Below are 26,776 nucleotides of genomic sequence, written 5' to 3' on the forward strand. Positions count from 1 at the left end.
CCTCCTATTTCAAATTGTCAGCCTGATATTTGGCTGCTTCCATAATACCTTCAATGACAGGTTTACTTGTAACAGTGGCACCTGTAATCGTATCATTTAAGATATCTTTGCTTGTTGCATCCGCACCTTTTAGTTTTTCACGGAATGGTGCTTCTGTAACCTGTGTACCTAAACCTTGTGTATCGCCATTAGAGATTGCTACATAATCAACTACTTTACCATCTTTATCAAGTGCTACAAGGAAACTTGTACCGTCTTTATAACCTTTGGTCTTCATCTTGAAAATATAGCCTTTTCCTTCTACCTGGAAGATTTTTTCAATGGTATCAGATGCATTATCTGCGACCTTTTTGAAAGCATCATCCGCTACATCAGGATAGATTTCTTTTAATGTTTCTTTTTCTGCTGCCAGCTCATTTGCTTCAATAACAGGCGCTGTCATTTTATTGGCAAAACCTAGTGCAGCACCAGCAAGTGCAGCAATCAGAGCTAAGAAAACAGTTAAATGAATAATTTTTTTCATGTTTGCTTACCTCCTAATTTCCCATTACATTCTGCACTTCTTTAACCGCACGAACGGCTGATTTTGTGGAGAATGTAGCGCCAGTAACAACATCATTAACTTCTACCTGTACATCTTTTGTCAGGTCGGCATCTTTAAACTGTTTTGTGAAATCTTCAGCCAAGATGCGATCTCCAACATATTCTGTATCATTAACTTTTGTAGGAGTTAAAGAAACGATTTTCTTATCTTTTACAATGATTTCAAATTCATTGTATACATCTGGTTTTTGAATAGATGCATATCCTTGTGCTTTTACACGATATGTTGTAGATCCATCAGAATTTACAAATTGTTCTGTAACTTCCGCTTTGAATTTATCAACATCTGCATCTTTTGTAGAAACAAATACCTGTGGAGCAGGTTCTTTTGCTTCCACAACACTGCCGGCAAGTAATGTAGCACCAAGTCCTACTACTGCCACAACGCCAAAGATAATGCTTGCTTTTTTACGTAAAACCAATTGTTTTCCTTCCAATGCTTTTTCAATCATTGGTGTCAACATGTTCATCATCAGGATAGAATATAAACATCCTTCTGGAAGATTTGCTTTTACACGGATCAATACAGTAATGATTGCTGCACCTAATGCAAAGATACAACGTCCCTGTGCACTCGTTGGAGATGTAACAGGATCTGTCAACATAAAGATTGCACCAAATACAACACCACCAGTTAATACATGTAATAATGGATACCAGATAAATCCAGGCAGACCATTATAAGAACCAACTCCACGCATCAAAGCGATAGCCGCTGTCAATACAAAGATACTTCCAAGATAAATCGTTGGTACACGCCAGTCAATTACTTTACGGATAGCAAGTACCACACCGACCAATAAAATGATCAATGCACTTGTTTCACCGATTGCTCCAGGATACCATCCAATAAATAAATCTTTAAATCCACCCAGTTTTTCCATCATTTCCGTAATCATTTCTGGTTTAATGACCAACCAGTTGAATTCAGAAGCAATCATCGTTGTAGGTGTTGCACTTGTGACAACATCGGTTGTTGCGCCCATAAAGGTTGCAAATACGATAGCTCTACCAACGGCTGCCGGGTTGAAAATGTTATTTCCAAAACCACCAAATAACAGTTTTGCAAAGAAGATGGCAAAGAATGTTGATACACCTAATGCATATGGTGTGATATCAATCTTGCACATCAATGTCAGTATAATAGCTGTAATCCAGCCAAAGCTTCCTGACAAATAGTTCTTTAAATATGTAAGATCAAATTTGTTTTCTTTCTTCGTGAAAAATGCCCAAGCTGATTCCGTAACCAGTGCAACCACTAAAGATACGACCATCAGTTTGACAGCCTGCATAGCGTAATCCATACCCCATGCATTATTGTAGTATACCAAAGAGAAGGCGAATACTACCAATAAACCAATCATCAACTCTAACATGATGCGTTTCGTGCTTTGTGCCTGACGTAAGTTAGGTGATGCATTAAAATTAAATTTCATGATGCCCCTCCTTACTTCTTAGCCAGCATCAACTGGCGTTTTGCTGTTCTCACATTTTCTGTAACATTTAAACGTGATGGACAGATATAGGTACAAAGACCACATTCAATACAATCCATGGCACATAGATTTTCCATGGCTTTTTTATCTTTTGTTTTTACTGCCTGTGCAATTCTAACCGGCTGTAGTCCAGCAGGACAATGATCAGAACATTTACCACAGCGTAAACATGCTACAGAATCAAATGGTTTATTTTCCAGAACAGTCAATGCGTTCATATTACGATCGATAACGAATTTATCATTTACGATTGTTTTACCCATCATAGGTCCACCTGCAATCAGTTTTACATCTTCGCTGGTGTAACCACCACATGCAGCAATGACTTCACTTGCTGGAACACCAACAGGTACTCTGACATTTACAGGGTTTTTAACTGCATTTCCAGATACTGTCAACACTTTTTCAGTAATTGGCATACCTTTGCTTAATGCTCTACCAAATGCAATTGCAGTAGATGCATTATTCACAACAGCACCAACTTCTCCTGGCAGTTTATCATATTCTTTATGAATCAATTCTCTTACCAGTGTACGTTCCCAGCCCATAGGATATACATCTGGTACAGGTGTAACTTTAACACCCTCCATGCCTTTGATTGCTTCTTCCACAAATGAAATCAAATCAGGGTGTGTTTTCTTGATAGCAATGCAAACCTCAGGTGCATCTGCCATCTTTTTCATAGCCGCAATACCAGTTACGAAATCTTCCTTATTTGCAAAAATCATTTTGTAGTCTGCAGTGATATATGGCTCACATTCAACTGCATTGATAATCAGTTTTTCAACATTTTTCGCAAACTTGTACTTAATATATGCAGGGAATCCTGCACCTCCTAAACCAATAATACCGGCATTCATCATAAAATCTACCAATTCATCTTTGCTGGCAGTTTTATAATCCAACGTATCGAAAGACTGTTCTTTTCGATATTCCCCGTCATTCTCTATTACAATGTGATCAGCTGGTTTTAATGAAGAATGCATAATCTTCTGAATACCCTTTACCGTACCACTCACACTGGAATAAATAGGAACCACATTGCGTTCATTGCACTCGGCAAGCTTTGTTCCAACGGCAACCTTGTCGCCCTCTTTTACAAACATTTCAAAGTTTTTTGCAGCTCCGGCAACCAAAGGAATATATACTTCCTTGCCTGCTTTTACTTCCTGGATATCACTATGATCCGTCAAATCTTTGAAACCTTGTATGTGCTGACGCATTGGACCTTTAAACAATGACATCATAGTCACCTTACCTTTCTCTAAGATTTTCTATTTATCATGTGGCTGTGTTTTCCACATACAGTTCTTATTATAGCATTATCATGTGCCAAGAAAAAGCAATTTTTTTAATTTTTGTTACAATTCTTATAGATTGTATATCCTGCTGAGAACATATCCCCATTCCTTTCCAATTTATATATATTAATAAGATAGGAAAATGTTTTTCTTGTATTTATAATACAATGTCGGCTATAATAAGGGACGGTGATGAAGAAATGAAAAAATTAATTTGTGTACTACTTGTTTTGTTTACAATGAGCGCATGCAGTGAAAAAGCAGTCAGCAAACATACCACAACCATGACAGATGTTGGATTTGATACGTTTGTTAATTTTACAGGATATACCACAAACGAAGCACAATTTGAAGAATACGCCAGTGATTTAAAGAAAGAATTTAAACGCTATGATAAACTGTTCGATAAATATAATGATTATGAAGGTACCCATAATATCAAAACTATCAACGATCAGGCTGGTATCAAACCAGTGAAAGTAGATAAGGAAATTATTGAGTTACTGAATCTTTCTAAAAAATATTACGAAATCAGTAATCATCAATTTGATATCACGATGGGAGAAGTGTTAAATATCTGGCACGACTATCGAGATGAAGGTGTAAAAGCCAATGAAGAAGGAAAAGAAAGTCGTATTCCTTCCAAAGCAGAACTTGAAAAAGCTGAAAAAGACAGTGGCTGGGATAAAATAGAAATCAATGAAAAAGACAGCACCGTTTATATTAAGGACAAAAACACATCCTTAGATGTCGGGGGTGTTGCGAAAGGATTCACAGTTGAAAAGGTTGCCAAGAAATTAGAAGCTGATGGATTGAAGCATGGCATCATCAATGCAGGCGGCAATGTTCGTCTGATTGGAGAAAAACCAGATGGTGATGCATGGAGTGTTGGTCTTCAGATTCCAAATGCAAACGAACTGTCCAGTGATTCATTATTATCTTTAAAATTCAGTGAATCTAATTCATTTGTGACCAGTGGTGATTATCAACGTTACTATATGTATAAAAATGAAATTATGCATCATATTATCGATCCAGATACCCTCTTTCCTGCAAAACATGCAAGAAGTGTAACTGTAATATGTAAAGATAGCGGTATCGCAGATATTTTATCTACAACTTTATATACCATGACCTATGAAGAAGGAACTGCCTTATTAAAAAACCTTCAGGCAAAAGAAGGTTTCAGTGTAGAAGCAATCTGGGTATATGATGATCAAGTAAAACCTGAAAAAGGTGCAGATACAATTGATGTAAAAGGCTATCACATCGCAATGAGTGATGGTTTAAAAGAACATACCAATATTAAATAAAGCTGTGATGATGACATCTTAATTCAAATGTCAAATATCATAGCTTTTTCTTTACCTTTTCATTCTTATAAAACTCCCATGTACGAAAGTAACCAATATAATCCGTTTTGCGATAACGTAACGTTTCCCAAAATGATTTTAAGTCTTTCCATTTATCAAATTTTCCATCTAAAAGACCAATTTTACCATATGGTCCTTTTGCTGTTTCTTTATAATCTCCCCAGTTCATTCATATCCCTCCCGTTTCTTTCCTTTAAAATAACATAAAAAAGATGGATATTTTATAAACATCCACCTGTTATCACTTTATTTTTTAACAACTCTTGTCCATCCAAAATTATCTTCTACATTACCCCATTGAATACCAGTTAATGTATCATATAATTTCTGTGTAAGCTCTCCTGTTTTGAAATTATTGATTGTTACGATTTCACCTTTATAATTCAATTCTCCAACCGGTGAGATAACCGCTGCTGTACCAGTACCAAATGCTTCTTCCAAATGACCAGTCTTGCCAGCTTCCATCAAATCATCAATTGCAAGATGACGTTCTTCTACTTCATAACCCCAAGATTTTAATAAATGAATAATTGAATCACGAGTTACACCAGGAAGTACTGTTCCATCACATGGTGCAGTCACGATTTTTCCATCAATCTTGAACATAACATTCATAGTTCCTACTTCTTCAACATATTTACGTTCAACACCATCTAACCATAGAACCTGTGTATAACCAAGTTTTTCTGCTTTTACCTGTGCAGCAATACTAGCGGCATAGTTACCACCACATTTTGTAAATCCAGTACCACCTTTTGTTGCTCTGACATATTCATCTTCAACAAAGATTTTAACAGGATTTACACCTTCTGGATAATAAGCACCAACTGGTGATAAAATAATGACAAATTTATAAGCATTACTTGGATGTACACCAACAGCTGCTTCATTTGCGAACATAAATGGTCTGATATATAAGGAAGTTCCTTCTGCTGTAGGAATCCAGTCAGATTCATAAGCTACCAGCTTTTCAATTGCTTCTACAAACATATCTTCCGGCAATACTTCCATACACAAACGACGATTACTATTCGCAAAACGTCTTGCATTCATTTCTGGACGGAATAATAAAATTCTTCCATCTTTTGTCTTATAGGCTTTCAAGCCTTCAAATGTTTCCTGTGCATAATGCAATACCATTGCCGCAGGATCCATACAAATCGGTGCATATGGTTCAATTTTTGCATTGTGCCATCCTTTTTCAACTGTCCAGTCCATTGTAAACATATAATCTGTAAAATATTTACCGAATCCTAAGTTTTGATCCCAGGCTGGTTTTTCTTTTAGTGTTTTTGCTTTTACATATTCGATTTCCATAACTACACTCTCCCTTACACTTGTGGTTTTAGATTACACCCATTTGCTTTATAAGTCAATAAATTTTCATAAACTTTCATAACTTTTTCATTAATATAAGTTTTAAAGTGCATCTTACTTCCCTTTTATGTCAAATAAAATCATTGTTTTATCACATATATAAAGAAATGTAACAAATTACACGATTTTCATATTTTTTCAATTTTATATTGACATCACAAAAAAGCAGGTGTAAGATAAGTGGCGAACAAGGGTAAATGCAATGAACAAGACATATTGCATAGGTTATCCGCCTTACAGAGAGTTTACGTATTGCTGCAAGTAAACAGGTGGAGCTTATGCATCTCACTTGTGAGCAGTAAACAGAACGTAGTCATATTGACTATCAGTAAGGGATACCGTCATTCCACGTTACAGGAAATCATATTGCACACGATATGGTAAAGGGGCATGTATTTGCAAACTAAGTGGTACCGCGTAAACATTCAGGTTTTCGTCTTAGAATCTAAGCGAGAACCTTTTTATTTACCCTTGTATTTAGGAAAGTGAGGAAATTTGTATGAGTGGATTAGCAATTTTAGGTATTGCAATCATTGTATTGGCAGGAGCGTACTTATTATATGGTCGTTACCTGGCAAAAACATGGGGTATTGATCCCAAAGCAAAAACACCAGCTTATGAAAAAGAAGATGGTGTCGATTTTGTACCAAGCAATAAATGGGAGGTATTTGCACATCAGTTCTCAAGTATTGCAGGTGCAGGTCCAGTAACTGGTCCTGTTATGGCAATGATGTTTGGCTGGCTGCCAGCATTTTTATGGGTATTGCTGGGAGGCATTTTCTTTGGAGCTGTACAGGATTTCGGTGCATTATATGCATCAGTTAAAAGCCATGGTAAATCCATGGGTGGTGTCATTGAACAATACATTGGAAAAGCTGGAAAGAAATTATTTTTCTTGTTCTGCTGGCTGTTTACATTATTAGTTATCGCAGCTTTCGCAGACATGGTAGCTGGAACATTCAACGGGTTTAGCGCTGATGGAGCCAAACTTCAGCCAAATGCCGCTGCAGCATCTATTTCCATGTTATATATCGTTGTTGCGATTGCCTTTGGTTTATTCCTGAAGAAAACCAAAATTGGTGGTTGGAAACAAGCATTGATGGGCATTATACTTATCATTGCCATGTTGGCTGGTGGTATCGCCTTCCCATTATATTTCAGTAAGAATGTATGGATCTATGTTGTATTCATCTATATATTCTTTGCCAGTGTTACACCAATGTGGTTATTGAAACAACCTCGTGATTATTTGACAACCTTCTTATTTATCGCAATGATTGCTGGTGCTGTTATTGGTGTATTGATCAGTAATCCAAGTATTACAACCCCTGCATTCACAGGTTTTGTCGCAAAGAATGGTTCTTATATGTTCCCTACTTTATTTATCACGATTGCATGTGGTGCTGTAAGTGGTTTCCATTCTCTGGTATCCAGCGAAACAAGTTCTAAGCAAATCAAAAACGAAAAAGATATGTTACAAGTTGGATATGGTTCCATGTTACTAGAATCATTATTAGCTGTTCTTGTTATCGTAGTTGTTGGATCTTTAACTGCTATGGCAAGCAATGGTACTTTAGATGCTGGCCTTGCTGGTATTGCACTTGCAGATACAGCTACACCATTCACGAAATTCTCCGTTGGTGTAACTGGACTGTTAAGTAAATTCGGCCTACCTCAGGAAGTCGGCATGTGTGTTATGACAATGTTTGTTTCAGCCCTGGCTTTAACATCTTTAGATGCTGTCGCAAGAATCGGTCGTATGTCTTTTCAGGAATTCTTTGAAGTTGAAGAAGGAAAAGAAGCAAGTCCACTTGTAAAATTTGCGACAAACAAATATGTTGCAACTTTAATTACATTAGCTGGTGGCTATTTATTATCACTTGGTGGATATAATAATATCTGGCCATTATTCGGTAGTGCTAACCAGTTATTAGGCGCTATGGTTCTTGTATCATTATCTGTATTCTTAAAAGTCACTGGAAGAAAAGGATGGATGTTATATGTACCTATGACCCTGATGTTAATTTGTACTATGACATCACTTGGTTTATCTATCTACAATATCTGTTTGAAATTATTTGTTAATGGTGGTTTCGTATTTATGACAGATGGTTTACAATTAATCTTCGCTGTTCTACTTGTGGCATTAGGCTTAATGATTACCTTCTGTTCAGGTAAAAAGTTATTCAATGAAGAAGAAAAGCCAGAAACTAAAACCGTTCTGGCAGATAGTAAAGCTTAAACATTTTGAAGATATCATATCCAAATCGGATGTGATATCTTTTTTAGTTTAAATTCAAGACATTTACAACGATACAATGCTTCAATCATTGCCGTATAAAGTATAACAACAGTTGCAAATGGTTCATTAGCACCGGTGCTAATCGTTAGATTCACATTACGCATATAGCATAATGACGAAACAATATATATAGATGGTATTTTTAAAATAGGTTTAAATCCACATTATGCATATAGCATAATGACTCTTTTTATCTTATTAAAAAATCAGGAATAACAGTTTAAATCCACATTATGCATATAGCATAATGACAAAGTAACTGTAAACCAAAAGCAATTAGAAGTAAAGTTTAAATCCACATTATGCATATAGCATAATGACCTTTAAGATGTATAAAAAAAATCTTAATCTTATCGTTTAAATCCACATCATGCATATAGCATAATGACGCTGGCAGTTTGGATTATTTGGTTGGTCTATCATAGTTTAAATCCACATCATGCATATAGCATAATGACTTAACAGCAATTGAAACACCTCTTTGCCATACTTGTTTAAATCCACATCATGCATATAGCATAATGACTTAAATAGTAATCAATGGGGAAACGTATTCGAAGTTTAAATCCACATCATGCATATAGCATAATGACCATGACTATATACAAGTGTGTATCGTACCTAAAAAAGTTTAAATCCACATCATGCATATAGCATAATGACCCTTGGTCGGATGGGAGCGACATTTTTACTTTCTTGTTTAAATCCACATCATGCATATAGCATAATGACAGGCGGCTTTTATGGCCGTCTCCGTCATAGTGTGTTTAAATCCACATCATGCATATAGCATAATGACTTACTTGGTGGCGTTTTAGCATTATTGGTCAAAATGTTTAAATCCACATCATGCATATAGCATAATGACTCTACCGTGCTACCATAATTTCCACCTACTATCAGTTTAAATCCACATCATGCATATAGCATAATGACCGGGGACACCATCTCCTCCGTCAGCAGAGGTTTTCGTTTAAATCCACATCATGCATATAGCATAATGACGCTATGGTTTCTTACGAGTATACAGCTCACGAAATGTTTAAATCCACATCATGCATATAGCATAATGACCTGGACAATCAGGCACAGAAAATTTTAATGACCAGTTTAAATCCACATCATGCATATAGCATAATGACCGCAAAATTGTTAGAATCATACGCTAATGAAACAATTTTTTTTGCTTTTCAACGCATGATTTTAAATCTTTTTTTCATTTCGATACATATAGTGCAAAATAAGATATCTCCATGCGCGAATGTCCTAGGAATATCATGTGAGCTTAAGGTTCGCAAGCGTTTAAATAAGATGATTGTTTAAGCATTTAGTATGATATGCAAGCTGTTGAGATGTTTGGAAATAATGCTCTCCATTCTTCATGACTTGTAAATCACAATGAAATTTGTGAACAACCAATCACACATATCATTCTTTTCTCCATAAAGGATATCCGAATAGACCATATCTAAATTGGTTTATCTCTTGTTTTCTAATTGTGTTTCATCTATATGAAACTATTCCATCATATTTTCTACAATAACCTGCATATTCACAATTGGTGATAGAAACCACGCATGCTGAATTGGTTCATCTGCATATGCCAGCAATGAAAAATAAGTTCCTATACTATATTTATATTTTATCACAAATCTGTCACTTATCCATTGTAATCGCTTCAATTTCCGATTTTTTAATTCTTTTTTTGTAAATAATCTTCTTTTTCGCTGATATTTTCGATATAATAAAATTCTGAAAGTGGGGAGTATCCTATGACGATTACAGAAATCCGACATAACGCCGATATCTTGCAAGATACAAAACAACGTGCAGAAGAAATCTATACAAATTCACGTCTACAGTTAGGTATTTACAATATCTATCAGGGTACAAATATGGGTATCACACATGAAGAAGGCGAAGATGATACAATATTCATTGTATATGTTTTAGAAGGTGAATTACATTTTACATCAACGTTAGAATCTTTCACGTTAAAGAAAGATGACAGCGTTATGATATATGATATCGTGGAATCATATTTTGCGAAGGCTATAACACCATGTAAATTATTGATGATTTCATCTCAAAGCAATCATCAAAAAATTCAGGAAACCAATGCCTGTTTCAACAAACTTGTTGAGGTTGAGTTAAAAGACAGTTATACGAAAGGACATGGACGAAGAGTCAGCACCTATGCTGTAGCTATTGCCCTTGAACTTGATCCTTCTTATGATATTCTCAGTCTTGGTTCTGCAGCTACCTTCCATGATCTTGGCAAATATTATACACCTATTGAAATTCTTCAAAAACCAGGCAAATTGACGGATGAGGAATATAAAATTATAAAACAACATCCAATCGATTCTTATAAGTTGTTACAGAAAACACATGGTGAAGAAATTGCAAATATTGCTTTACAGCATCATGAACGTATGGATGGCAGTGGCTACCCTTATGGATTAACAAAGGATAAAATATGTTTTAATGCACGTATTGTTGCTGTCGCCGATGTCTTTGATGCCCTGACCAGCAATCGTGTGTATAATCGCCAGATGAGTTTTGATGAAGCAATGGAATTGATGATATCACAAAAGCATTTATATGATCCAATCGTTTTAAATGCATTAGTAAGACTTGTGAAAGAAAATAAGCTTGAAACAGTAGATGTTTAAAATCTGCTGTTTTTTTGAATTCTATCGCTTATTATATAAACAAAAAGAAGAAATCACATCATCTCATGATTTCCTCTTTTTTTGATTTATGCTTTTTTCTTCATTTCTTCTAGCTGTTTTTCTACAATAGCATATTGTGAGCGATAGCCCTCCAATTTTTCTTTTTCAGCATTTACTTTTGCTTCTGGTGCTTTATTTACGAAGTTTGGATTACTTAACATTCCCTCTCCACGTTTAATTTCACCAGTTAAACGTTTTAATTCTTTACTTAGTTTTTCGATTTCTTCTTCTACATTGATAATACTAGCCAAAGGTACGGATAATGTACCATTTAAAATTGGACGAGTTACCATTTCTTCACTGCTTTCCTGGGCTGTCCAGCTGGCATGACACATTTTCTGTAGGATCGCGTTGATTTTAGCATCCGGTTTCATTAATGTTTCTTTTTCATCTTTGATCATGACATTGATATCCATGCTTGGTTTCAGGTTATAATCTACCTTGATTGCACGTACTGCTTCTATCATCGTAATCAACTGTTTTACGGAAGCCATTTCTTCTTCACTCATCGTGATTTCTGCTTTTTCAGGCCATGCTTCCTTGTTGATGCTTTCATAAGCGTGAGGCATACTTAAATAGATTTCTTCACTGACAAATGGCATAAATGGTTCTAACATGCGAATGATGCCACTCAATACTGTAATCAAAGTAGATTTCGCAGCAGTTACAGCCTGGGCATCATCACTTTGTAAGCCGGCTTTTGATAATTCGATATACCAGCTACAGAAATCATCCCAGATAAAGCTGTATAATTCATTTCCAACCAGTGCGAATTCATATTTATCCATATTGTTTGTGACATTTTCCAATACTTCATTAAAACGTGTTAAAATCCATTTATCAATGATATTCACATTGCTTAAGTCTACTTCTTCCAACGTCATATCACCAACTTGCATCATCGTAAAACGACTTGCATTCCAGATTTTATTGATAAAGTTCCAGCTTGCTTCTACTTTTGTGTCAATAAAACGTAAGTCCTGCCCTGGTGTTGAGTTTGTCGTTAGGAAGAAACGTAATGCATCTACACCATATTTTTCAATGACATCCATTGGATCAATTCCATTGCCTAATGATTTAGACATTTTTCTACCCTGTGAATCTCTGACAAGACCATGAATCAATACATCCTTGAATGGGCGATTATGCATACAATATCTTGTCTGGAACGCCATACGTGCTACCCAGAAGAAGATAATATCATATCCTGTAACTAACAGATCATTTGGGAAATAACGATTTAAATCATCTGTTTCATTTGGCCATCCAAGTGTTGAGAAAGGCCATAAAGCACTGGAGAACCATGTATCCAATACATCTTCATCCTGTGTCCAGTTTTCGATATCTTTTGGATCCTCCATGCCTACATAGATTTCACCTGTTTCTTTGTGATACCATGCAGGAATACGATGTCCCCACCACAACTGACGGGAGATACACCAGTCTTCAATGTTTTCCAGCCACTGGTGGAACGTCTTTTCAAAACGTACAGGATAGAAGTGAATTTTTTGATTTTCATCTTCCTGATTCTTTAATACATCTTCAGCAAGTGGTTTCATTTTTACAAACCATTGTTTTGATAAGTATGGTTCTACGATTACACCTGTTCTTTCAGAGTGTCCTACTTGGTGCATATGTTTTTCAATGTGATCTACCACACCGGCTTTTTCAAAGTCCTCTACAAGTGCTTTACGACAAGCAAAACGATCCATGCCTGCATACTTATGTGCCATTTCATTCATTGTGCCATCTGGATTCATACAGATTGGCATCTTTAAACCATATTTTTTAGCCAGCGCAAAGTCATTAGGATCATGGGCTGGAGTACATTTCATAACAGCAGTACCAAAAGACATATCGATATAATCATCTGCCATGATTGGTAATTCTTCTCCATTGGCAGGGTTGATGACATGCATACCAACGATATCTTTATAACGTTCATCTTCTGGATGTACAAAGATCGCCTGATCCGCAAACATTGTTTCTGGACGGGTTGTCGCAATGACTAGATTCGCCCCTGTTTCTACAACTTTATAATTAAAGTAATACATTGCCCCTTCGATTTCTTTATGGATAACTTCAATGTTGGATAATGCAGTTTTAGCCTGTGGATCCCAGTTGATGATTCGCTCTCCCTGATAGATCAGACCATCGTTATATAAGTCTACGAATACTTTACGTACTGCTTCACTTAAGCCTTCATCTAGTGTAAAACGTTCTCTTGTATAATCTAATGAAAGTCCCATTTTTGCCCATTGTTTACGAATGGTAGATGCATATTCTTCCTTCCATTCCCATGCACGGTCCAAAAACTTTTCACGTCCGATATCATAACGGCTGATGCCTTCGTTTTTCAAGCGTTCATCTACTTTTGCCTGTGTGGCAATACCTGCATGGTCCATTCCTGGAAGCCATAACATATCATATCCCTGCATACGTTTGTAGCGGGCAACGATATCCTGTAATGTTGTATCCCATGCATGTCCCAAGTGTAATTTCCCTGTAACATTTGGTGGTGGAATAACGATACAGAAAGGGTCTTTGCTTTTATCCCCCGCTGTAAAATATCCTTTGTCAATCCATGTTTTGTAGTGTTCCTGTTCAACTTTTAAATGATCATATTTAGGATCAAGTTCTTTCTTCATGTTTCTTTACTCCTTTCAGCCATTCTTCTCTTAAAATGGAAGTAATTACCATATCGTGGTATTTTCCATCACTTAATTTTGCATATTGTCGTAATACGCCTTCTTTTTCAAAGCCGCATGCCGCTAATACTTTGCCACTTGCGATATGCTCTACATCATATAATGCTTCAATTCTATGAAGTCCGATATGATTAAAGCCAACATATACAAGCTGCTCTACTGCTTCTTTCATAATACCTTTTCCCCAGTAATCCTGATGAAGCAAGTATCCGATCTGTCCGCAATCTCCCTCCACTGTATGAATATTGAGATTACCAATGACCTTTTCATTTTCTTTCCATACGATGACCCAGGTCTGTGGCACCTGTCGTTTTTCATAAGGCAATAAATACTGTTTGATTGCTTTTAAGGTGTCATCCACATGTTTATGGGGCTGTAGTGTTAAATACTTCATAACCGCTGGATCTTTGTAATATGCAAACATATCACAGGCATCCTCTTCTTCTACAGGACGAAGATATAAACGTTTTGTTTCTACTTCCGGCATTGTTAATCGCATAAAACACCTTCCTTCATAAAAAAAACGTCCTAATCAAAGGACGTGATTGACGTGTTACCACCTTAGTTTACATACGATGTATGCCTCATTACAGCTTAACGCGCTTTGACGGATTTTCCTACTGTGTTTTCAGAAAACCAACTCCCAGACTACCTTCCATCTAATTCCATGCCATGTTCCACCAGCCCATGTGCTCTCTATGATTTCCTTATATGTACTCCTTCTGTTCACCGTATTTACCTCATTATTATAAACAAATGGCACTTTTATTTCAACTCTTTTTTGAAATTAACCGTTATTATAAGGAAAAGCGACTCCCATATCTTTGGAAGTCACCTGCCTTATGGTAAGATTACCAATGTTTTATGATGGATTTCTTTATCATGATTATTAGATCGAAGTGCTGCTTCATCCACATCATAGCGCTTTGCAATGGATGCATAGGTATCCTGTTCCTGCGCCACAATCATACGATAACTGGTATAGGTGGTATCTGCGTCTTCAAATAAATCTTCAAATTCATCAAAAGTATCTGTTATAGGTGCTGCATCTTCCTGTGACTCCTCTTCTTCAGCAATCTCTTTATCTTCCATTGTTTCTGTTTTACTTACAGCTTCCTCCACAGGTTCTATAGCTGTCGGTTCTGGTTTTATTTCTTCTATTTCAGGCTGTTTTGGTACTACTGGCTGTTGTAAGATGACATTGGCATTTGTTTCCTGATGACTGTTTATATCCTTCTTACTGACTTCCCCCTGAACATCCTTTTGATCTTCTTTTAAGCCATGAATACGCATGGTAATATATAAATGTATGGAATCATTTTCAGGAATACCCTCATAATCCTCTATCTGAATAAAAAACTCCCCATTGCCTAATTTTTCAGATGGTGCCATGATATCCATATCCAGCACTTCCTGAAAGTTTTGGATACTGCCATCCATTCCTTCATATTGTCCTTTGATAAACAAAGGTCCAATTGCCCGTTTGCCATCCTCTTCCATCTGATATTGCAAGCCATCACGAACCTGCAGCTTCATCACCTGTTTTACACTGTCCGCAAATAACAGCTGTTTTTCTATCTTCATTGTTTTCATATCGTTATGCCTCCTAATGGTATGTATGTTTCAGAAGTGACAAGTATGATAGAAAGTTGTATGTGAAATTAAAAACTTTTTTTACGTATGCCAAAATAATTTTCTATGATACAATAAATGCAAGCAAGAAATGAGGTAGATGAAATGATTAAAATAGAACGTGACGCTGTCATGAATTTTGAAAATGCCATCCGTGGCGCAAGAAACCCGATGAATAGCTGGAATCGTATGGATTCTTATTATGATGAAGATGGAAAATTCATTATGGGACCAAATGATTTAAGTTTAGCACAGCGTTTGGCTCGTGCAGGAAGTGATCATCGTAAATTTATCCGTCAGATTTTTGTATCTGTAGATTTTACAGCTCCATTATACTGGTGGAAAGAATATGATACATATAAGGTGGCAACGGTTGCTAATTCTACAAGTACCATGCATAAAATTGCCAGTAAGCCTTTTGAGTTAGATGATTTTTCTCACGATCATATGAATGAAAAAGCTTTAGAGAGTTTAAAAAGTGTGATTGCGGTATTAGAAGAGCTTCGTCTAGAGTATGTAGAAACAAAAAATAAAGATGTATGGTACAGTATGATTCAGTTATTGCCTAGCAGCTATAACCAGATGCGGACATGTACTTTGAATTATGAAACATTAATGAATATCTATTATGCAAGAAGAAATCATAAACTTGAAGAATGGCACACTTTATGTGATTGGATCACAACGCTGCCTTATGCGAAAGAACTGATTTTAGCAGTAGAAGAAAACAAAGGCGAATAATCTTCGCCTTTTCTTTATATATTAAAATTTCCATACATGATCAATATATAAATACTGAAGCATGTGAATAATAATGCCAGTAGAGATATTAATATCCACTGTCTTTTTACATCCGATTTCTGATAGAAAAAGATCAACAGGACTTCAATTACAGCCATCAAGGCAATCGCATAAAGCTTTGGAAGTGTATAATTTACATCCCCCTGATAAGACAGCTGCATAGGAAATGCATCAGGATAATATGGATATAATGCCAGATTACATATGAAATGTGTTAAGGGTATCAAAAAGATTGCCTTACGTACTTCAGTAAATGGGTTTCTTTTGTGGTACTCGATATAAGAAAGAATGGATGGCACAAGTACCAGACCTGTGATCATTGTAATCAAGCCCAGGTATTGTTTGTCTAAGATATACATGATCATCATGCATACAGCACTGATAATGCTGCAATACCCTACCATACGATGCGTATAGCGCCAAGAAGCTTCATCTTGTATACACCAGGACAAGCGAAGTCCTAACCGCCTGTTAAAAGGGATACGAGGTGCCTGATTACCAAACATCAACATAAAGAATATAAACAGAAAATAACGGGCATTTTTTAGGCTTTCCTGATATTGTGGCAGAATAGATTCCATGATTAGGGAAAGTAACACCATCAGCATCACAAATATATTTAGAATAACCATACTGCGATATACATCTACTTTGCGATTTTGCTTTGATAATTGGGTTGTCTGTGGTGCATCTTTGTATAAGAATATATTCGTGATGATAGCGATAACCGGAATCAGATAAGTCATATATTTCATCCATAAACTGCATATGCATAAAAATAAAATGATGCAGCTGCAAGTCAATATAAGAAGATTATTTCTTTTCTGCAGATTCATTGTGAAAAACTCCCTCCAATCCATCAAATACTTCTAAAAATTTTCGATAGATATTTTGTACAGCAGTGGTGTTGATGGAATAAACAACAAACTGTCCCATCTTTTCACAGCTGATTAAGTCACTGTTTTTTAAGATATCCAAATGTTTAGATATCGCAGGTTTCGACATTTGAAAATGCTCCGCTATTTCTCCAGCATTCATATCCTGTTTACTTAACATATTTAATATTTCCCTGCGTGTGGGATCTGCGATTGCTTTAAATGCATCCATTTTATATACCTCCAAGACTTGTGATCATCACAAACAGCTGTATGAACATTAATAAAACAACCACCAGACCTGCATTGTTATTTTCTTTATTTCGATTCCATAATAATAACACGATTTGTAAGCATGGCATGATCCATAAACCAATCATTTTCGGCAATGTCCAGTTTGCTTCCCCATGTATATTAAACTGCATAGGGATATCTTCTGGCAGTCTTGGGTATAAAATCAATGAAATAATAATCAATACAATTGGACATAAAAACCATATATTCTTTTTTTCTAACATATGTGACCCTCCATAATATTTAACTAATTAGTTAAATATATAATAGCATAGGATATGGAATATGTAAAGAAAAAGTGCATCCTTATGGACACACTTTAAGATTCAAATATTGGAATCAGATAATCCCATACAGCTTCCATTCCTTCTTTTTTCTCTGCAGAGAATGGAAATAACGGTTCATCATCATTTAATTCTAATGTTTTACGAATCATCTTTAATTGATTTTTTAGTTTCGTTGTTGGAAGCTTATCAGTCTTTGTCGCAACGATAGCAACAGGAATCTCATAATAACGAGCAAATTCCAGCATTGTGATATCATCCTCCGTTGGTTTATGACGGGCATCTACCAAAATGACAAGACCTTTTTTCTGTTTACGCTGCGCAAAATAATCTTCCATCATCTGACCAAATTTCATCAACTGTGTTTTTGAAATATTCGCATAGCCATATCCTGGTACATCGACAAACATATATTTATCATCCAGATTAAAGAAATTCAATAATCTAGTTTTCCCAGGTGTATTTCCTACGTAAGCCAGTTTTTTTCTTCCACACATGGTATTGATGAAACTGCTTTTTCCCACGTTACTACGGCCCGCAAGAACGATTTCTGGCAAATCTGTTTCCGGCCATGACTTTTTATCTGGTGCAGAAACCACCAGTTCTGCTTTTTGAAACGTAATCATTTATTTAACCAATGCAACATCTAAAACCTGAGAAACACGTTCTACAGGAATGAAGTTTACACTTTCCTTTACTGTCTGAGGTACATCATCCAAATCTTTTACATTTGCCTTTGGAATCAATACAGTCGTAATGCCACAACGATGTGCAGCCATGGATTTTTCTTTTAATCCTCCAATAGGAAGAACATTTCCACGTAGTGTAACTTCTCCCGTCATTGCTAGATTCGCTTTGACAGGAATATTGCTTAAGCTGGATACAAGTGCTGTGGTAAGTGTTACACCTGCACTAGGTCCATCTTTTGGTACTGCACCTTCTGGTACATGAATATGAATATCATTCTTTTCAAAAATGTCTGGTTTGATTTTATATTTCTGGCAATTTGCACGAACATAGTCATATGCAATAGATGCACTTTCTTTCATGACATCACCAAGTTGTCCAGTAAGGATCAATTTTCCTTTACCTTCAAAGTGGTTAACTTCAATTTGTAATACATCTCCGCCAAACGCAGTATAAGCAAGACCAGTAACTGTTCCTACCTGATCTTTCATTTCACGTTTGCCATACTCAAATTTTTCATTACCCAGCCATTCCTTCACAAGTTTCTTTGTGACTTTGATAGAACGTTTCTTATCCTTTAAGATAGCTAAAACACTCTTACGACAAACTGTCGCAATTACACGTTCTAACTGACGTACACCACTTTCTCTTGTATAATAACGAATCAGGAAGCTGATCATATCATCGTCAATCTTTAACTGACTTTCCTTCAGACCGTTTTCTTTTAACTGCTTAGGTACCAAATGGCGTTTTGCAATTTCTACTTTCTCAAGTTCTGTATAAGAAGATAATTCAATGATTTCCAGACGATCACGCAGTGCATTTGGAATATTTTCCAAATAGTTTGCTGTTGCGATAAACAACACCTTACTTAAATCATAGCTTTCTTCAATATAGTGATCTGAGAAGTATTCGTTTTGTTCAGGATCTAATACTTCAAGCATCGCACTGGCAGGATCACCTTTATAATCACTTGCCATCTTATCGATTTCATCAATCAGGAATACTGGATTGATGGTGCCTGCTTTTTTCATTGCCTGAATAAATCTTCCTGGCATACTTCCTAGGTATGTTCTACGATGACCTCTGATTTCAGATTCATCCTTCACACCACCTAAAGAAATTTTTACGAATTTACGATCCAATGCTCTTGCGACAGATTTCGCTAAAGATGTTTTACCAACACCAGGAGGACCTACCAAACAGATAATTGGAGCTTTTAAAGAATTGGTCATCTGTTTTACTGCCAGATATTCTAAAATTCTTTCTTTTATTTTTTCTAGTCCATAGTGATCTGCATCTAAAATTTCTGAAGCTTTATTCAAATCTTCATTATCCTTGCTTTCCTGCCACCAAGGCAAATCCATCAACCAGTCGATATATGTTTTGATCACACCAGTTTCTCCACTTGCAGCTGGTAACATTTCATAGCGGGATAATTCATCTTTTACTTTTGCTTTGATAGTTTCAGGATAAGGATTTTCTTCCAAACGCTTACGGATCGCATCGACATCTTTTTCTGTATCAGGAACATCTCCTAATTCTTCTTTGATGGCGCGCATCTTTTCACGCAGGTAGTATTCTTTTTGTCCTTCTTCAATTCTTGTTTTTACTTTATCATTAATACGATTTTCGATTTGTGAAAGTTCTTTTTCACTTTCGATTTCCTGTAAAATCATGTATAAACGATCATTAATGCCTAAAGTTTCCAATAATTCTTCACGACGTTCCAATGTGAATGGGAACAATTGACAAATCTGATCAGCCAGCTGTTGGGCACTTACACCCTTTGCCAGTTCATTGATCATTTCCTTTGGAATTGTTTGAGAAACACTTTCGATTTCCTCAAATTGTTTGGCAATTTTTCTTACCAAAGCAACTTCTTCCATCGCGTCCTGATGAATATCTTCTTTTACTTCCGCATCTACAACCATCATATTTTCATCATTTACAACCGTATGCAGTGCCACACGTTTGACACCTCTGAATTTCACACGTAAATATCCATCCATGCGGCGGATGTGTTTAATCTGACAAAGAGTACCAAAGGAATATAAATCATTCACATCTGGATCTTCCACCGTCAGATCTCGCTGTGCAGCCAGTACGACTTGACCCTGGTATTGTTCCTGAGCAGCTTCAACTGCATGACAGGATTTAGCTCTACCAACATCAATCACAATTTCCTGGTTTGGGAATACAATGACACCTCTTGTACATACCAAAGGATAACGTACGTTCAGCGTTTCATTTACTTCACTCATAATTCCTACACTCCTTTCTATAGGGCAAAAAAGACGCGTTCTGCGTCTTTTTGCATTACTTGCCTACTGATTCTTTTACAAGTTCCAATGCTTTGCGAATACGCAGGTCATAAGAAACAGCATCTGCAGATACAAGACTTCTTACTTTTTCTGTTTCCATACCATACATGTTTGCGATTCTTTCGATTTCTGCATTTACATCTTCTTCACTGATTTCAATTTTTTCTTCAGCAGCGATAGCTTCCAATACCAAACGTACTTTTACTTTGTTGAAAGCATCTTTACCCATTTCTTCACGAATTGATTCATCGCTTTGTCCAGTGATCTGTTTGAACTGATCCAAAGAGAATCCCTGGGACTGTAAACGCTGAGCAAAATCACGTACTAAGTTATCAGTTTCTTCTTCAACCATAACTTCTGGAATTTCAACTTCTGCATTTTCAGTAATTGCAGTTAAAATATCGCTTTCGAATTTATTTTCAGACTGCTGTACTTTCGCTGTTTCAAGATTCTTACGAGAATATTCTTTATAAGCTTCTAAAGTTTCAACATCTTTGATTTCAGCCTGTTTTACCAATTCATCATTTGCTTCTGGAAGTTCTTTTGCTTTGATGTCATGTACAGTTATTTTGAAGACAACAGGAGCACCAGCTAAATCTTCAGCCTGATAGTTTTCAGGGAATGTTACGTTGATGTCTTTTGTTTCTTCAGATTTCATACCGATCAACTGTTCTTCAAATCCTGGGATGAAAGAACCGCTGCCGATAACTAATGGATAAGCTTCTGCTTTTCCACCTTCAAATGCTACACCATCTTTAAATCCTTCAAAGTCGATAACAGCAGTATCTCCGTTTTCAACTGTTCCTTCTTCTTTTAACACTAAATCAGCAAATCTTTCCTGTAAACGAGTGATTTCAGCATTTACATCTTCATCAGTTACTGTAGTGTCATCTTTAACGATTTCAAGTCCTTTGTACTGTCCTAATTTTACTTCTGGTTTTACAGTTACTAAGAATTTGAAAGTAACTTTTTCTTCATCGATGCTGTCGATATCCAATGATGGACGAGCAACCAACTCTAAATCATGTTCTGTGATTCCAGCAGTTAATGCTTCACCAGCTACTTCATCGATAGCTTCCATTAATATATTCTGTGAACTTATGTGTTTCTTAACCAAAGCTTCTGGAGCCTGACCTGGACGGAAACCTGGCAGGTTCACTTTCTTAGCAAGTTTTTTGAATGCTTTCTTCTGAGCTTTCTGCCAAACATCGCCTTCTACTGTTGTCTTTAATTCACCTTGTGATTTTTCTTTTAATTCCCATGTTGAACTCATTGTTCATACCTCCTACAATCATGCATTACATTTCATGCCTATTTAATAATAATTCATAACCTGCATACTGTTTTAAATTTTTATCCTGTAGGAATGCATCCATTCCTTCACGATTTTCACTAGCAATAAATACATAACATACAATTGCTACAGCAAGCGCTAAAGCTTCATCTTCTTCTACATTGAAAGGTAGTTTCAAATAAGCTTCCTTGACCAAAGATTCCACACACATCATCAAGAATGTCGGATCTTCATTTTCAAACCATTCACGTAAGTAGTCAATCGCTTTGATTACCCCATCGCTTTCCATCACTGCTTCGATGTAACATGGCGTGAACACAACTTCTAATCCATCGATCATTACTGTGATTTCATCTGTAATGTTCTGTTCCATCATCGCTTCCATGAGAAAGGAGCGTACAAGATAATGTGGCTCATTTTTCAGGTATTCCTGTATCTCTGTCAAATGATTACGAATATTACTTTTCTTTAATTGTTCAATCGCCAGAAATGCTTCATCCAGACTTCCATTTAAAAGATCGGCTATATCATCCTCATCATAGACTTTTGCTTTACGATTCTGGCGAACGACACTACGACATTCATTGTAGTGATCCACAAGCTGATCTTCATATTCCTTTGGAATATATGGCATAGAAAGCTCTTCTTCCAGGATTTTTAAACATGCATCATAGTCCTCATCCTGCTTCAGATTTTCTACTTTTTTCAGAATATCTTCATAATAAGTATCCATGGCTTCTCCTTTACGACTAAACATACATTAATATAGCATATTTCCTAGGTTTTATCAATTCTAAAGTACACAAACCTTTTTTTTCACGATATTTTTGAATACTTTCACACATTCCTGCCGAAATCGATTTCTTAAAAAGGAAAAAAAGTTCCTTTTCAAAAGGAGAAAAGTGTATTAAAATTGATAAAGTACAGGCAATTGAGGTGATAAAATGAAGATGCAGGATATTTTTGGAAACACTGGTTATCTGGCAGGGGCAGTTCCTTTATCTATACAAGAATTAGGATTTGCATATCTGAATGATATTGGACTTTGGAACATTACCATTAACAACAAAAACGTAGAATGTATCAATGGAACCATACGTGTTTCTCAGCTATTAGATATCTTTGAACATCATTGTAGCTGTTTTCATAATCAAAATGATGTTTTGATACAGGAACAGCAAAAAATGATAGATAAAATCAAAGCTTTTGATCCAGATGAAATCATAGAATTAGTACAGGAATAATCTTCCTGTTTTTTTATTGTCGCAGGTTTTACAAGCATGAAAAAACTCGACAATGTCGAGTTATTTTCTAAATGGCGTCCACAGCAGGATTCGAACCTGCGACCGCACGCTTAGAAGGCGTGTGCTCTATCCAGCTGAGCTATGTAGACAACTAGGCGTTTTGTTTTACCGCCTAATTATAATAGCAAACTTCCTTAACAATTTCAACCACTTTTTTGATTTTTTTCATTTTTCGTTTCTATTTCATCCCTGAATAGTATATAAGGAATAGAAATATCCTTTTTGTTCATACAGTTCATCAAAACTTCCCTTTTCAATAATGGTATGTTTGCCAATCACCAAAATCTCATCATAGCGTGACAGTATTTGTTTTAACAGTTTATGTGTTTCACAAGGGATGTATTAAAGTTAACTCTGGGTTGTATATCAAATAAAAGAATCAGGCACTGTGAAACAGCACCTAATGTTTTTGATATAAGAAACAATCTTTTTCATGAGAATTCACAACACCAATTGCCTGCAGATAGGCATATATGATGGTAGTTCCAACAAACTTCATCCCACGTTTTTTTAAATCATTACTGATTTCATCAGACAAAGGCGTACTTGTCGGTATTGGTTCATCATGATCATATACCACTTTATTATCTGTAAAATGCCATAAATAGGCATCAAAGCTGCCAAATTCTTTCTGTATTTGTATAAATACGTTCGCATTGATCTTAGCGGCTTCTATCTTTCTTTTGTTTCGTACGATTGCTTTATTCTGCATCAATGTTTTTATTTTATCTTCATCATAATCTTTGATGATCGTTGCATCAAAATGATCAAATGCTTCACGAAATGCTTCTCGTTTCTTTAAAATGGTTAACCATGATAACCCTGCCTGAAATCCTTCCAAAATCAACATTTCAAACAGATGATGATCATCATGACATGGGACGCCCCATTCTTCATCATGATATTTTACATAAATCTCTGGTACATCACTTGCCCATTTACATCGTTTCTTTTCCATAATAACCTCACTTTTTTTAATTATATCACATATTCCTATGTTTTAACTGTTGGATGATGGTTTCCATTTCTTTTTCAAGTCTTTCTTTTTCTTGATCATCCCTTGTTTGATAATGTTTAGCACTCGCATGACTTAATCGCATTTCCAATATACTTTTTTCAATTTTTACTTCTTTCTTTTTATTTTTTTGATCTATGAGATATTCTTCATAATTTCCTTGAAACATGAAAATTAGTTTATTTTTCAATATCCATAATTCCTCAGCAAGTTTTCGCAACACTCGTTCATCATGCGTGATTATCAGCATACATCCTGGATATTCTTTAACAACGTGAATAAATGCATCAACACTATCGCTATCCATATAATTGGTTGGTTCATCCAAAAGCAGGACATTTGCATTTGATACAAGCAATTTTATGATGGATAAGCGTATTTTTTCGCCACCGCTTAAAAGTGATACCTGTTTCTTTAAGTCATATGTATCAAATAGTAGTTGGTCACAGATTCTGCGTAATACCTGATCTGATTGTACACAATCCATTTTGGCATTTTCCCAAAGTGTTCTTTGCTTATCTAAATTTCTAAAATCCTGATCTAGTTTCGCAAATACCGGATGTCCTCCATACCAAAACTGTTCATTCATAGAGGCAATATTGTTCATTAAGGTTGTTTTCCCACTACCGTTTTCCCCCAAGATACAGGTACACCTTCTATTATATAATGTAAAAGATGCATGCTGAAATATGATTTTTTGATCATATGCAAATGAAAAATCATGCGCTGATACAACGATATTCGATGGTAATTGCTGTATATTTGATAAATCAAATTGAACAGTTTTCTTTTCATGTGGTTTGTTTTTTACTTCCATATGCTTGATTCTTTTTTGTAAAGCCTTAATTTGTTTTGCGGCCTTTTTCTCTTTTCCTTGAAAACTTGTACGTAAAGCGACATATCCTCGCATCTTAAATTCTGAATGGGACATATGTTTCGGCTTTTTAGATACCTTTGCCATTTTCTTTCGTTTGTCATCTATCATATGTTCAATTTGCTGTTTTTGCTGGATGTATGTATTATATTCTTCTTGTATCTTTTTATTTTGTTTTTCCTTTTGTATTTGATATGCTTCATAATTTCCTTCATAAATCTGTACTTGATGATGGGAAATCTCGATGATTTTTGTACATTCTGACAATAATTGAGGATCATGTGATACGATGACATAAGTATCGCAGTGATGAAGGAAATAGGATACCTTTTGTATCCCTGCATTGTCCAGATTACTAATTGGTTCATCTAATAGGTAAACAAATGCATTTGATTGTATCGTTTCCTGCAAACGATTTCTGAGTGCTTCTCCACCACTGATATCATCATATAGCTGTTCATCAAATTGTTGAAAGTATTGATATGTCGCATACCAGGTAACCTTACCTTCATCAGGCATTATTTTATTCGTCAGGATATTTAATAAAGTGGTCTTTCCACAACCATTTTCTCCTACAATTCCTATATGGTCATGTTGTCTGATTTCAAAGGTAACATGCTGAAACAATATCTTATTGGAAAACGTTTTATCGATATGATCGATTTTACACAACAACAAAAAAAATCCCTCCTTTACTGGACGGGAAAAATTATCATATTAACATATGTTTATCATATATATTTCATTAGATAATTTCACCGTGCATGACAAAAAACATATTTGTTTTCTTTTATTGTCCATGTGTTGATCAAATTATCTAGTTTGCATGTGTTTTACCGGTTTCCTTTCTTTATATTTTCATTCTAACAAGTCTCACTCACTTTGTCAACGCAAAAAAAGAAAGCCTTTTCAGACTTTCTAGTTATTTCTTTATTCTGTTTCAATCAAACCATAACCACCATCATTACGTTTGTAAACAACAGCGATTTCTTTAGTTTCATCATCACGATAGATGAAGAAACTGTGATTCAACATTTCCATACGCATGATTGCTTCATCTAATTCCATTGTATCAGGAACGATAGATTTTGTTTTTACAAGTTCATCTTCATCATCATCTTCATCATCAGCAACTTCAAAATCTTCTTCAATAAATGCATATGCTAATTTTTCTTTATTCTTTCTTGTCAGACGTGTCTTTTGACGACGAATCTGATCTTCTAATTTATCAATAGCTTTATCGATGGCTGCATATAAATCATCATCCACAACTTCAGTACGTAATACTGCATATTTGGTAGGAATTGTAACCTCGATTTTCTGTTTGTTTGGATATACACGAACCACCACATTTGCTACCACGTTTTCATCAATTATGAAGTATTTTTCTAAGTGAGATAACTTCTTCTCAATCTTTTCGGCGATTGCCGCAGTAACTGTAATATTTTTTCCGTAGATTTGGACTTTCATATAAAATCCCTCCTTGTTGTTCTATAC

Annotated in this window: 24 protein-coding genes, 1 tRNA gene, 1 CRISPR repeat array and 1 other annotated feature; of the genes, 5 read left to right on the forward strand and 20 right to left on the reverse strand. The window is 35.7% G+C overall.

Annotated elements, in window-relative coordinates:
* Window positions 1–4: 4 nt before the first annotated feature.
* The 3 genes from DW114_RS12425 to DW114_RS12435 are packed head-to-tail and all read right to left on the reverse strand — an operon-like array spanning window position 5 to window position 3,343.
* On the reverse strand, window positions 5–523 hold the full coding sequence (locus DW114_RS12425; RefSeq protein WP_117454082.1) for an FMN-binding protein: 519 nt from the start codon (window positions 521–523) through the stop codon (window positions 5–7).
* A gap of 13 nt (window positions 524–536) precedes the next feature.
* Window positions 537–2,039 carry an RnfABCDGE type electron transport complex subunit D gene (locus DW114_RS12430; RefSeq protein WP_117454083.1) on the reverse strand — a complete coding sequence of 501 codons (1,503 nt, stop codon included), beginning with the start codon at window positions 2,037–2,039 and terminating at the stop codon, window positions 537–539.
* An 11-nt stretch (window positions 2,040–2,050) separates the two neighbouring features.
* On the reverse strand, window positions 2,051–3,343 hold the full coding sequence (locus DW114_RS12435; RefSeq protein ID WP_117454084.1) for an RnfABCDGE type electron transport complex subunit C: 1,293 nt from the start codon (window positions 3,341–3,343) through the stop codon (window positions 2,051–2,053).
* 257 nt (window positions 3,344–3,600) lie between these two features.
* On the opposite strand from DW114_RS12435, the gene DW114_RS12440 reads away from it, so the two are divergent.
* Window positions 3,601–4,713, forward strand: a complete 1,113-nt coding sequence (locus tag DW114_RS12440; protein WP_158552257.1) for an FAD:protein FMN transferase — start codon at window positions 3,601–3,603, stop codon at window positions 4,711–4,713.
* 37 nt (window positions 4,714–4,750) lie between these two features.
* On the opposite strand, the gene DW114_RS12445 is transcribed toward DW114_RS12440, so the two are convergent.
* Complete coding sequence (locus DW114_RS12445) at window positions 4,751–4,942, reverse strand: hypothetical protein (RefSeq protein ID WP_117454085.1); 192 nt, start codon at window positions 4,940–4,942, stop codon at window positions 4,751–4,753.
* 77 nt (window positions 4,943–5,019) lie between these two features.
* Window positions 5,020–6,090 (reverse strand): branched-chain amino acid aminotransferase, encoded by a 1,071-nt coding sequence (locus DW114_RS12450; RefSeq protein WP_117454086.1) that lies wholly within the window; start codon window positions 6,088–6,090, stop codon window positions 5,020–5,022.
* A 559-nt stretch (window positions 6,091–6,649) separates the two neighbouring features.
* Here DW114_RS12450 and DW114_RS12455 point away from each other — a divergent pair.
* Window positions 6,650–8,392, forward strand: a complete 1,743-nt coding sequence (locus DW114_RS12455; RefSeq protein WP_117454087.1) for a carbon starvation protein A — start codon at window positions 6,650–6,652, stop codon at window positions 8,390–8,392.
* A 143-nt stretch (window positions 8,393–8,535) separates the two neighbouring features.
* Window positions 8,536–9,594: direct repeats of the CRISPR family, unit length 34 nt; unit sequence GTTTAAATCCACATCATGCATATAGCATAATGAC.
* 375 nt (window positions 9,595–9,969) lie between these two features.
* Here DW114_RS12455 and DW114_RS22000 read toward each other — a convergent pair.
* The gene (locus tag DW114_RS22000) at window positions 9,970–10,101 is read right to left on the reverse strand and encodes a hypothetical protein (RefSeq protein WP_255411903.1); all 132 of its coding nucleotides are present in this window, start codon (window positions 10,099–10,101) and stop codon (window positions 9,970–9,972) included.
* Between the two features lie 123 nt (window positions 10,102–10,224).
* Between DW114_RS22000 and DW114_RS12460 the strand changes: the two genes are divergently transcribed.
* Entirely contained in the window at window positions 10,225–11,127 is a 903-nt protein-coding gene (locus DW114_RS12460; RefSeq protein ID WP_117454088.1) for an HD-GYP domain-containing protein, read from the forward strand.
* Between the two features lie 86 nt (window positions 11,128–11,213).
* Here DW114_RS12460 and DW114_RS12465 read toward each other — a convergent pair whose 3' ends face one another.
* The 3 genes from DW114_RS12465 to DW114_RS12475 all read right to left on the reverse strand — a co-directional run bounded on the left by DW114_RS12465 (window position 11,214) and on the right by DW114_RS12475 (window position 15,488).
* Window positions 11,214–13,835, reverse strand: a complete 2,622-nt coding sequence (locus DW114_RS12465; RefSeq protein WP_117454089.1) for a valine--tRNA ligase — start codon at window positions 13,833–13,835, stop codon at window positions 11,214–11,216.
* On the reverse strand, window positions 13,819–14,394 hold the full coding sequence (locus DW114_RS12470) for a GNAT family N-acetyltransferase (RefSeq protein WP_117454090.1): 576 nt from the start codon (window positions 14,392–14,394) through the stop codon (window positions 13,819–13,821). The genes DW114_RS12465 and DW114_RS12470 overlap by 17 nt, the downstream gene beginning before the upstream one ends.
* A gap of 33 nt (window positions 14,395–14,427) precedes the next feature.
* Window positions 14,428–14,634: a binding site (T-box leader), on the reverse strand.
* 101 nt (window positions 14,635–14,735) lie between these two features.
* Window positions 14,736–15,488, reverse strand: a complete 753-nt coding sequence (locus tag DW114_RS12475; RefSeq protein ID WP_117454091.1) for a stage VI sporulation protein D — start codon at window positions 15,486–15,488, stop codon at window positions 14,736–14,738.
* Window positions 15,489–15,632: 144 nt separating this feature from the next.
* Here DW114_RS12475 and DW114_RS12480 point away from each other — a divergent pair, with 144 nt between their 5' ends.
* On the forward strand, window positions 15,633–16,268 hold the full coding sequence (locus DW114_RS12480) for a hypothetical protein (protein WP_117454092.1): 636 nt from the start codon (window positions 15,633–15,635) through the stop codon (window positions 16,266–16,268).
* A 14-nt stretch (window positions 16,269–16,282) separates the two neighbouring features.
* On the opposite strand, the gene DW114_RS12485 is transcribed toward DW114_RS12480, so the two are convergent.
* The 7 genes from DW114_RS12485 to DW114_RS12515 form a co-directional block, all read right to left on the reverse strand.
* Window positions 16,283–17,164: an SdpI family protein gene (locus DW114_RS12485; RefSeq protein ID WP_158552258.1), complete on the reverse strand. Its 882-nt coding sequence runs from the start codon at window positions 17,162–17,164 to the stop codon at window positions 16,283–16,285.
* A complete protein-coding gene (locus DW114_RS12490; protein WP_117454094.1) occupies window positions 17,142–17,435 on the reverse strand; it encodes an autorepressor SdpR family transcription factor in 294 nt (97 codons plus the stop codon). Before DW114_RS12490 ends, DW114_RS12485 begins: the two co-directional genes overlap by 23 nt.
* A 1-nt stretch (window position 17,436) precedes the next feature.
* Entirely contained in the window at window positions 17,437–17,721 is a 285-nt protein-coding gene (locus tag DW114_RS12495; protein WP_117454095.1) for a DUF1648 domain-containing protein, read from the reverse strand.
* 95 nt (window positions 17,722–17,816) lie between these two features.
* Window positions 17,817–18,407, reverse strand: coding sequence for a ribosome biogenesis GTP-binding protein YihA/YsxC (gene yihA, locus DW114_RS12500; protein WP_117454096.1), 591 nt, complete (start codon window positions 18,405–18,407; stop codon window positions 17,817–17,819).
* Window positions 18,408–20,732, reverse strand: coding sequence for an endopeptidase La (gene lon / locus DW114_RS12505; RefSeq protein ID WP_117454097.1), 2,325 nt, complete (start codon window positions 20,730–20,732; stop codon window positions 18,408–18,410).
* A gap of 55 nt (window positions 20,733–20,787) precedes the next feature.
* Window positions 20,788–22,065: a trigger factor gene (gene tig / locus DW114_RS12510; protein ID WP_117454098.1), complete on the reverse strand. Its 1,278-nt coding sequence runs from the start codon at window positions 22,063–22,065 to the stop codon at window positions 20,788–20,790.
* A 25-nt stretch (window positions 22,066–22,090) separates the two neighbouring features.
* The gene (locus tag DW114_RS12515; protein WP_117454099.1) at window positions 22,091–22,819 is read right to left on the reverse strand and encodes a hypothetical protein; all 729 of its coding nucleotides are present in this window, start codon (window positions 22,817–22,819) and stop codon (window positions 22,091–22,093) included.
* A 211-nt stretch (window positions 22,820–23,030) separates the two neighbouring features.
* On the opposite strand from DW114_RS12515, the gene DW114_RS12520 reads away from it, so the two are divergent.
* Entirely contained in the window at window positions 23,031–23,330 is a 300-nt protein-coding gene (locus tag DW114_RS12520) for a hypothetical protein (protein ID WP_117454100.1), read from the forward strand.
* Between the two features lie 72 nt (window positions 23,331–23,402).
* Here DW114_RS12520 and DW114_RS12525 read toward each other — a convergent pair.
* The 4 genes from DW114_RS12525 to hpf all read right to left on the reverse strand — a co-directional run bounded on the left by DW114_RS12525 (window position 23,403) and on the right by hpf (window position 26,749).
* Window positions 23,403–23,479 (reverse strand) — tRNA-Arg (locus tag DW114_RS12525).
* Between the two features lie 311 nt (window positions 23,480–23,790).
* Window positions 23,791–24,348 (reverse strand): DNA-3-methyladenine glycosylase I, encoded by a 558-nt coding sequence (locus DW114_RS12530; RefSeq protein ID WP_117454101.1) that lies wholly within the window; start codon window positions 24,346–24,348, stop codon window positions 23,791–23,793.
* A 25-nt stretch (window positions 24,349–24,373) separates the two neighbouring features.
* The gene (locus DW114_RS12535) at window positions 24,374–25,957 is read right to left on the reverse strand and encodes an ATP-binding cassette domain-containing protein (protein WP_117454102.1); all 1,584 of its coding nucleotides are present in this window, start codon (window positions 25,955–25,957) and stop codon (window positions 24,374–24,376) included.
* A gap of 252 nt (window positions 25,958–26,209) precedes the next feature.
* A complete protein-coding gene (gene hpf, locus DW114_RS12540) occupies window positions 26,210–26,749 on the reverse strand; it encodes a ribosome hibernation-promoting factor, HPF/YfiA family (RefSeq protein WP_117454103.1) in 540 nt (179 codons plus the stop codon).
* Window positions 26,750–26,776 lie beyond the last annotated feature (27 nt).

The organism is Absiella sp. AM09-50 (assembly GCF_003433845.1).
In the GTDB taxonomy this organism is placed as follows: domain Bacteria; phylum Bacillota_I; class Bacilli_A; order Erysipelotrichales; family Erysipelotrichaceae; genus Hoskinsella; species Hoskinsella hominis.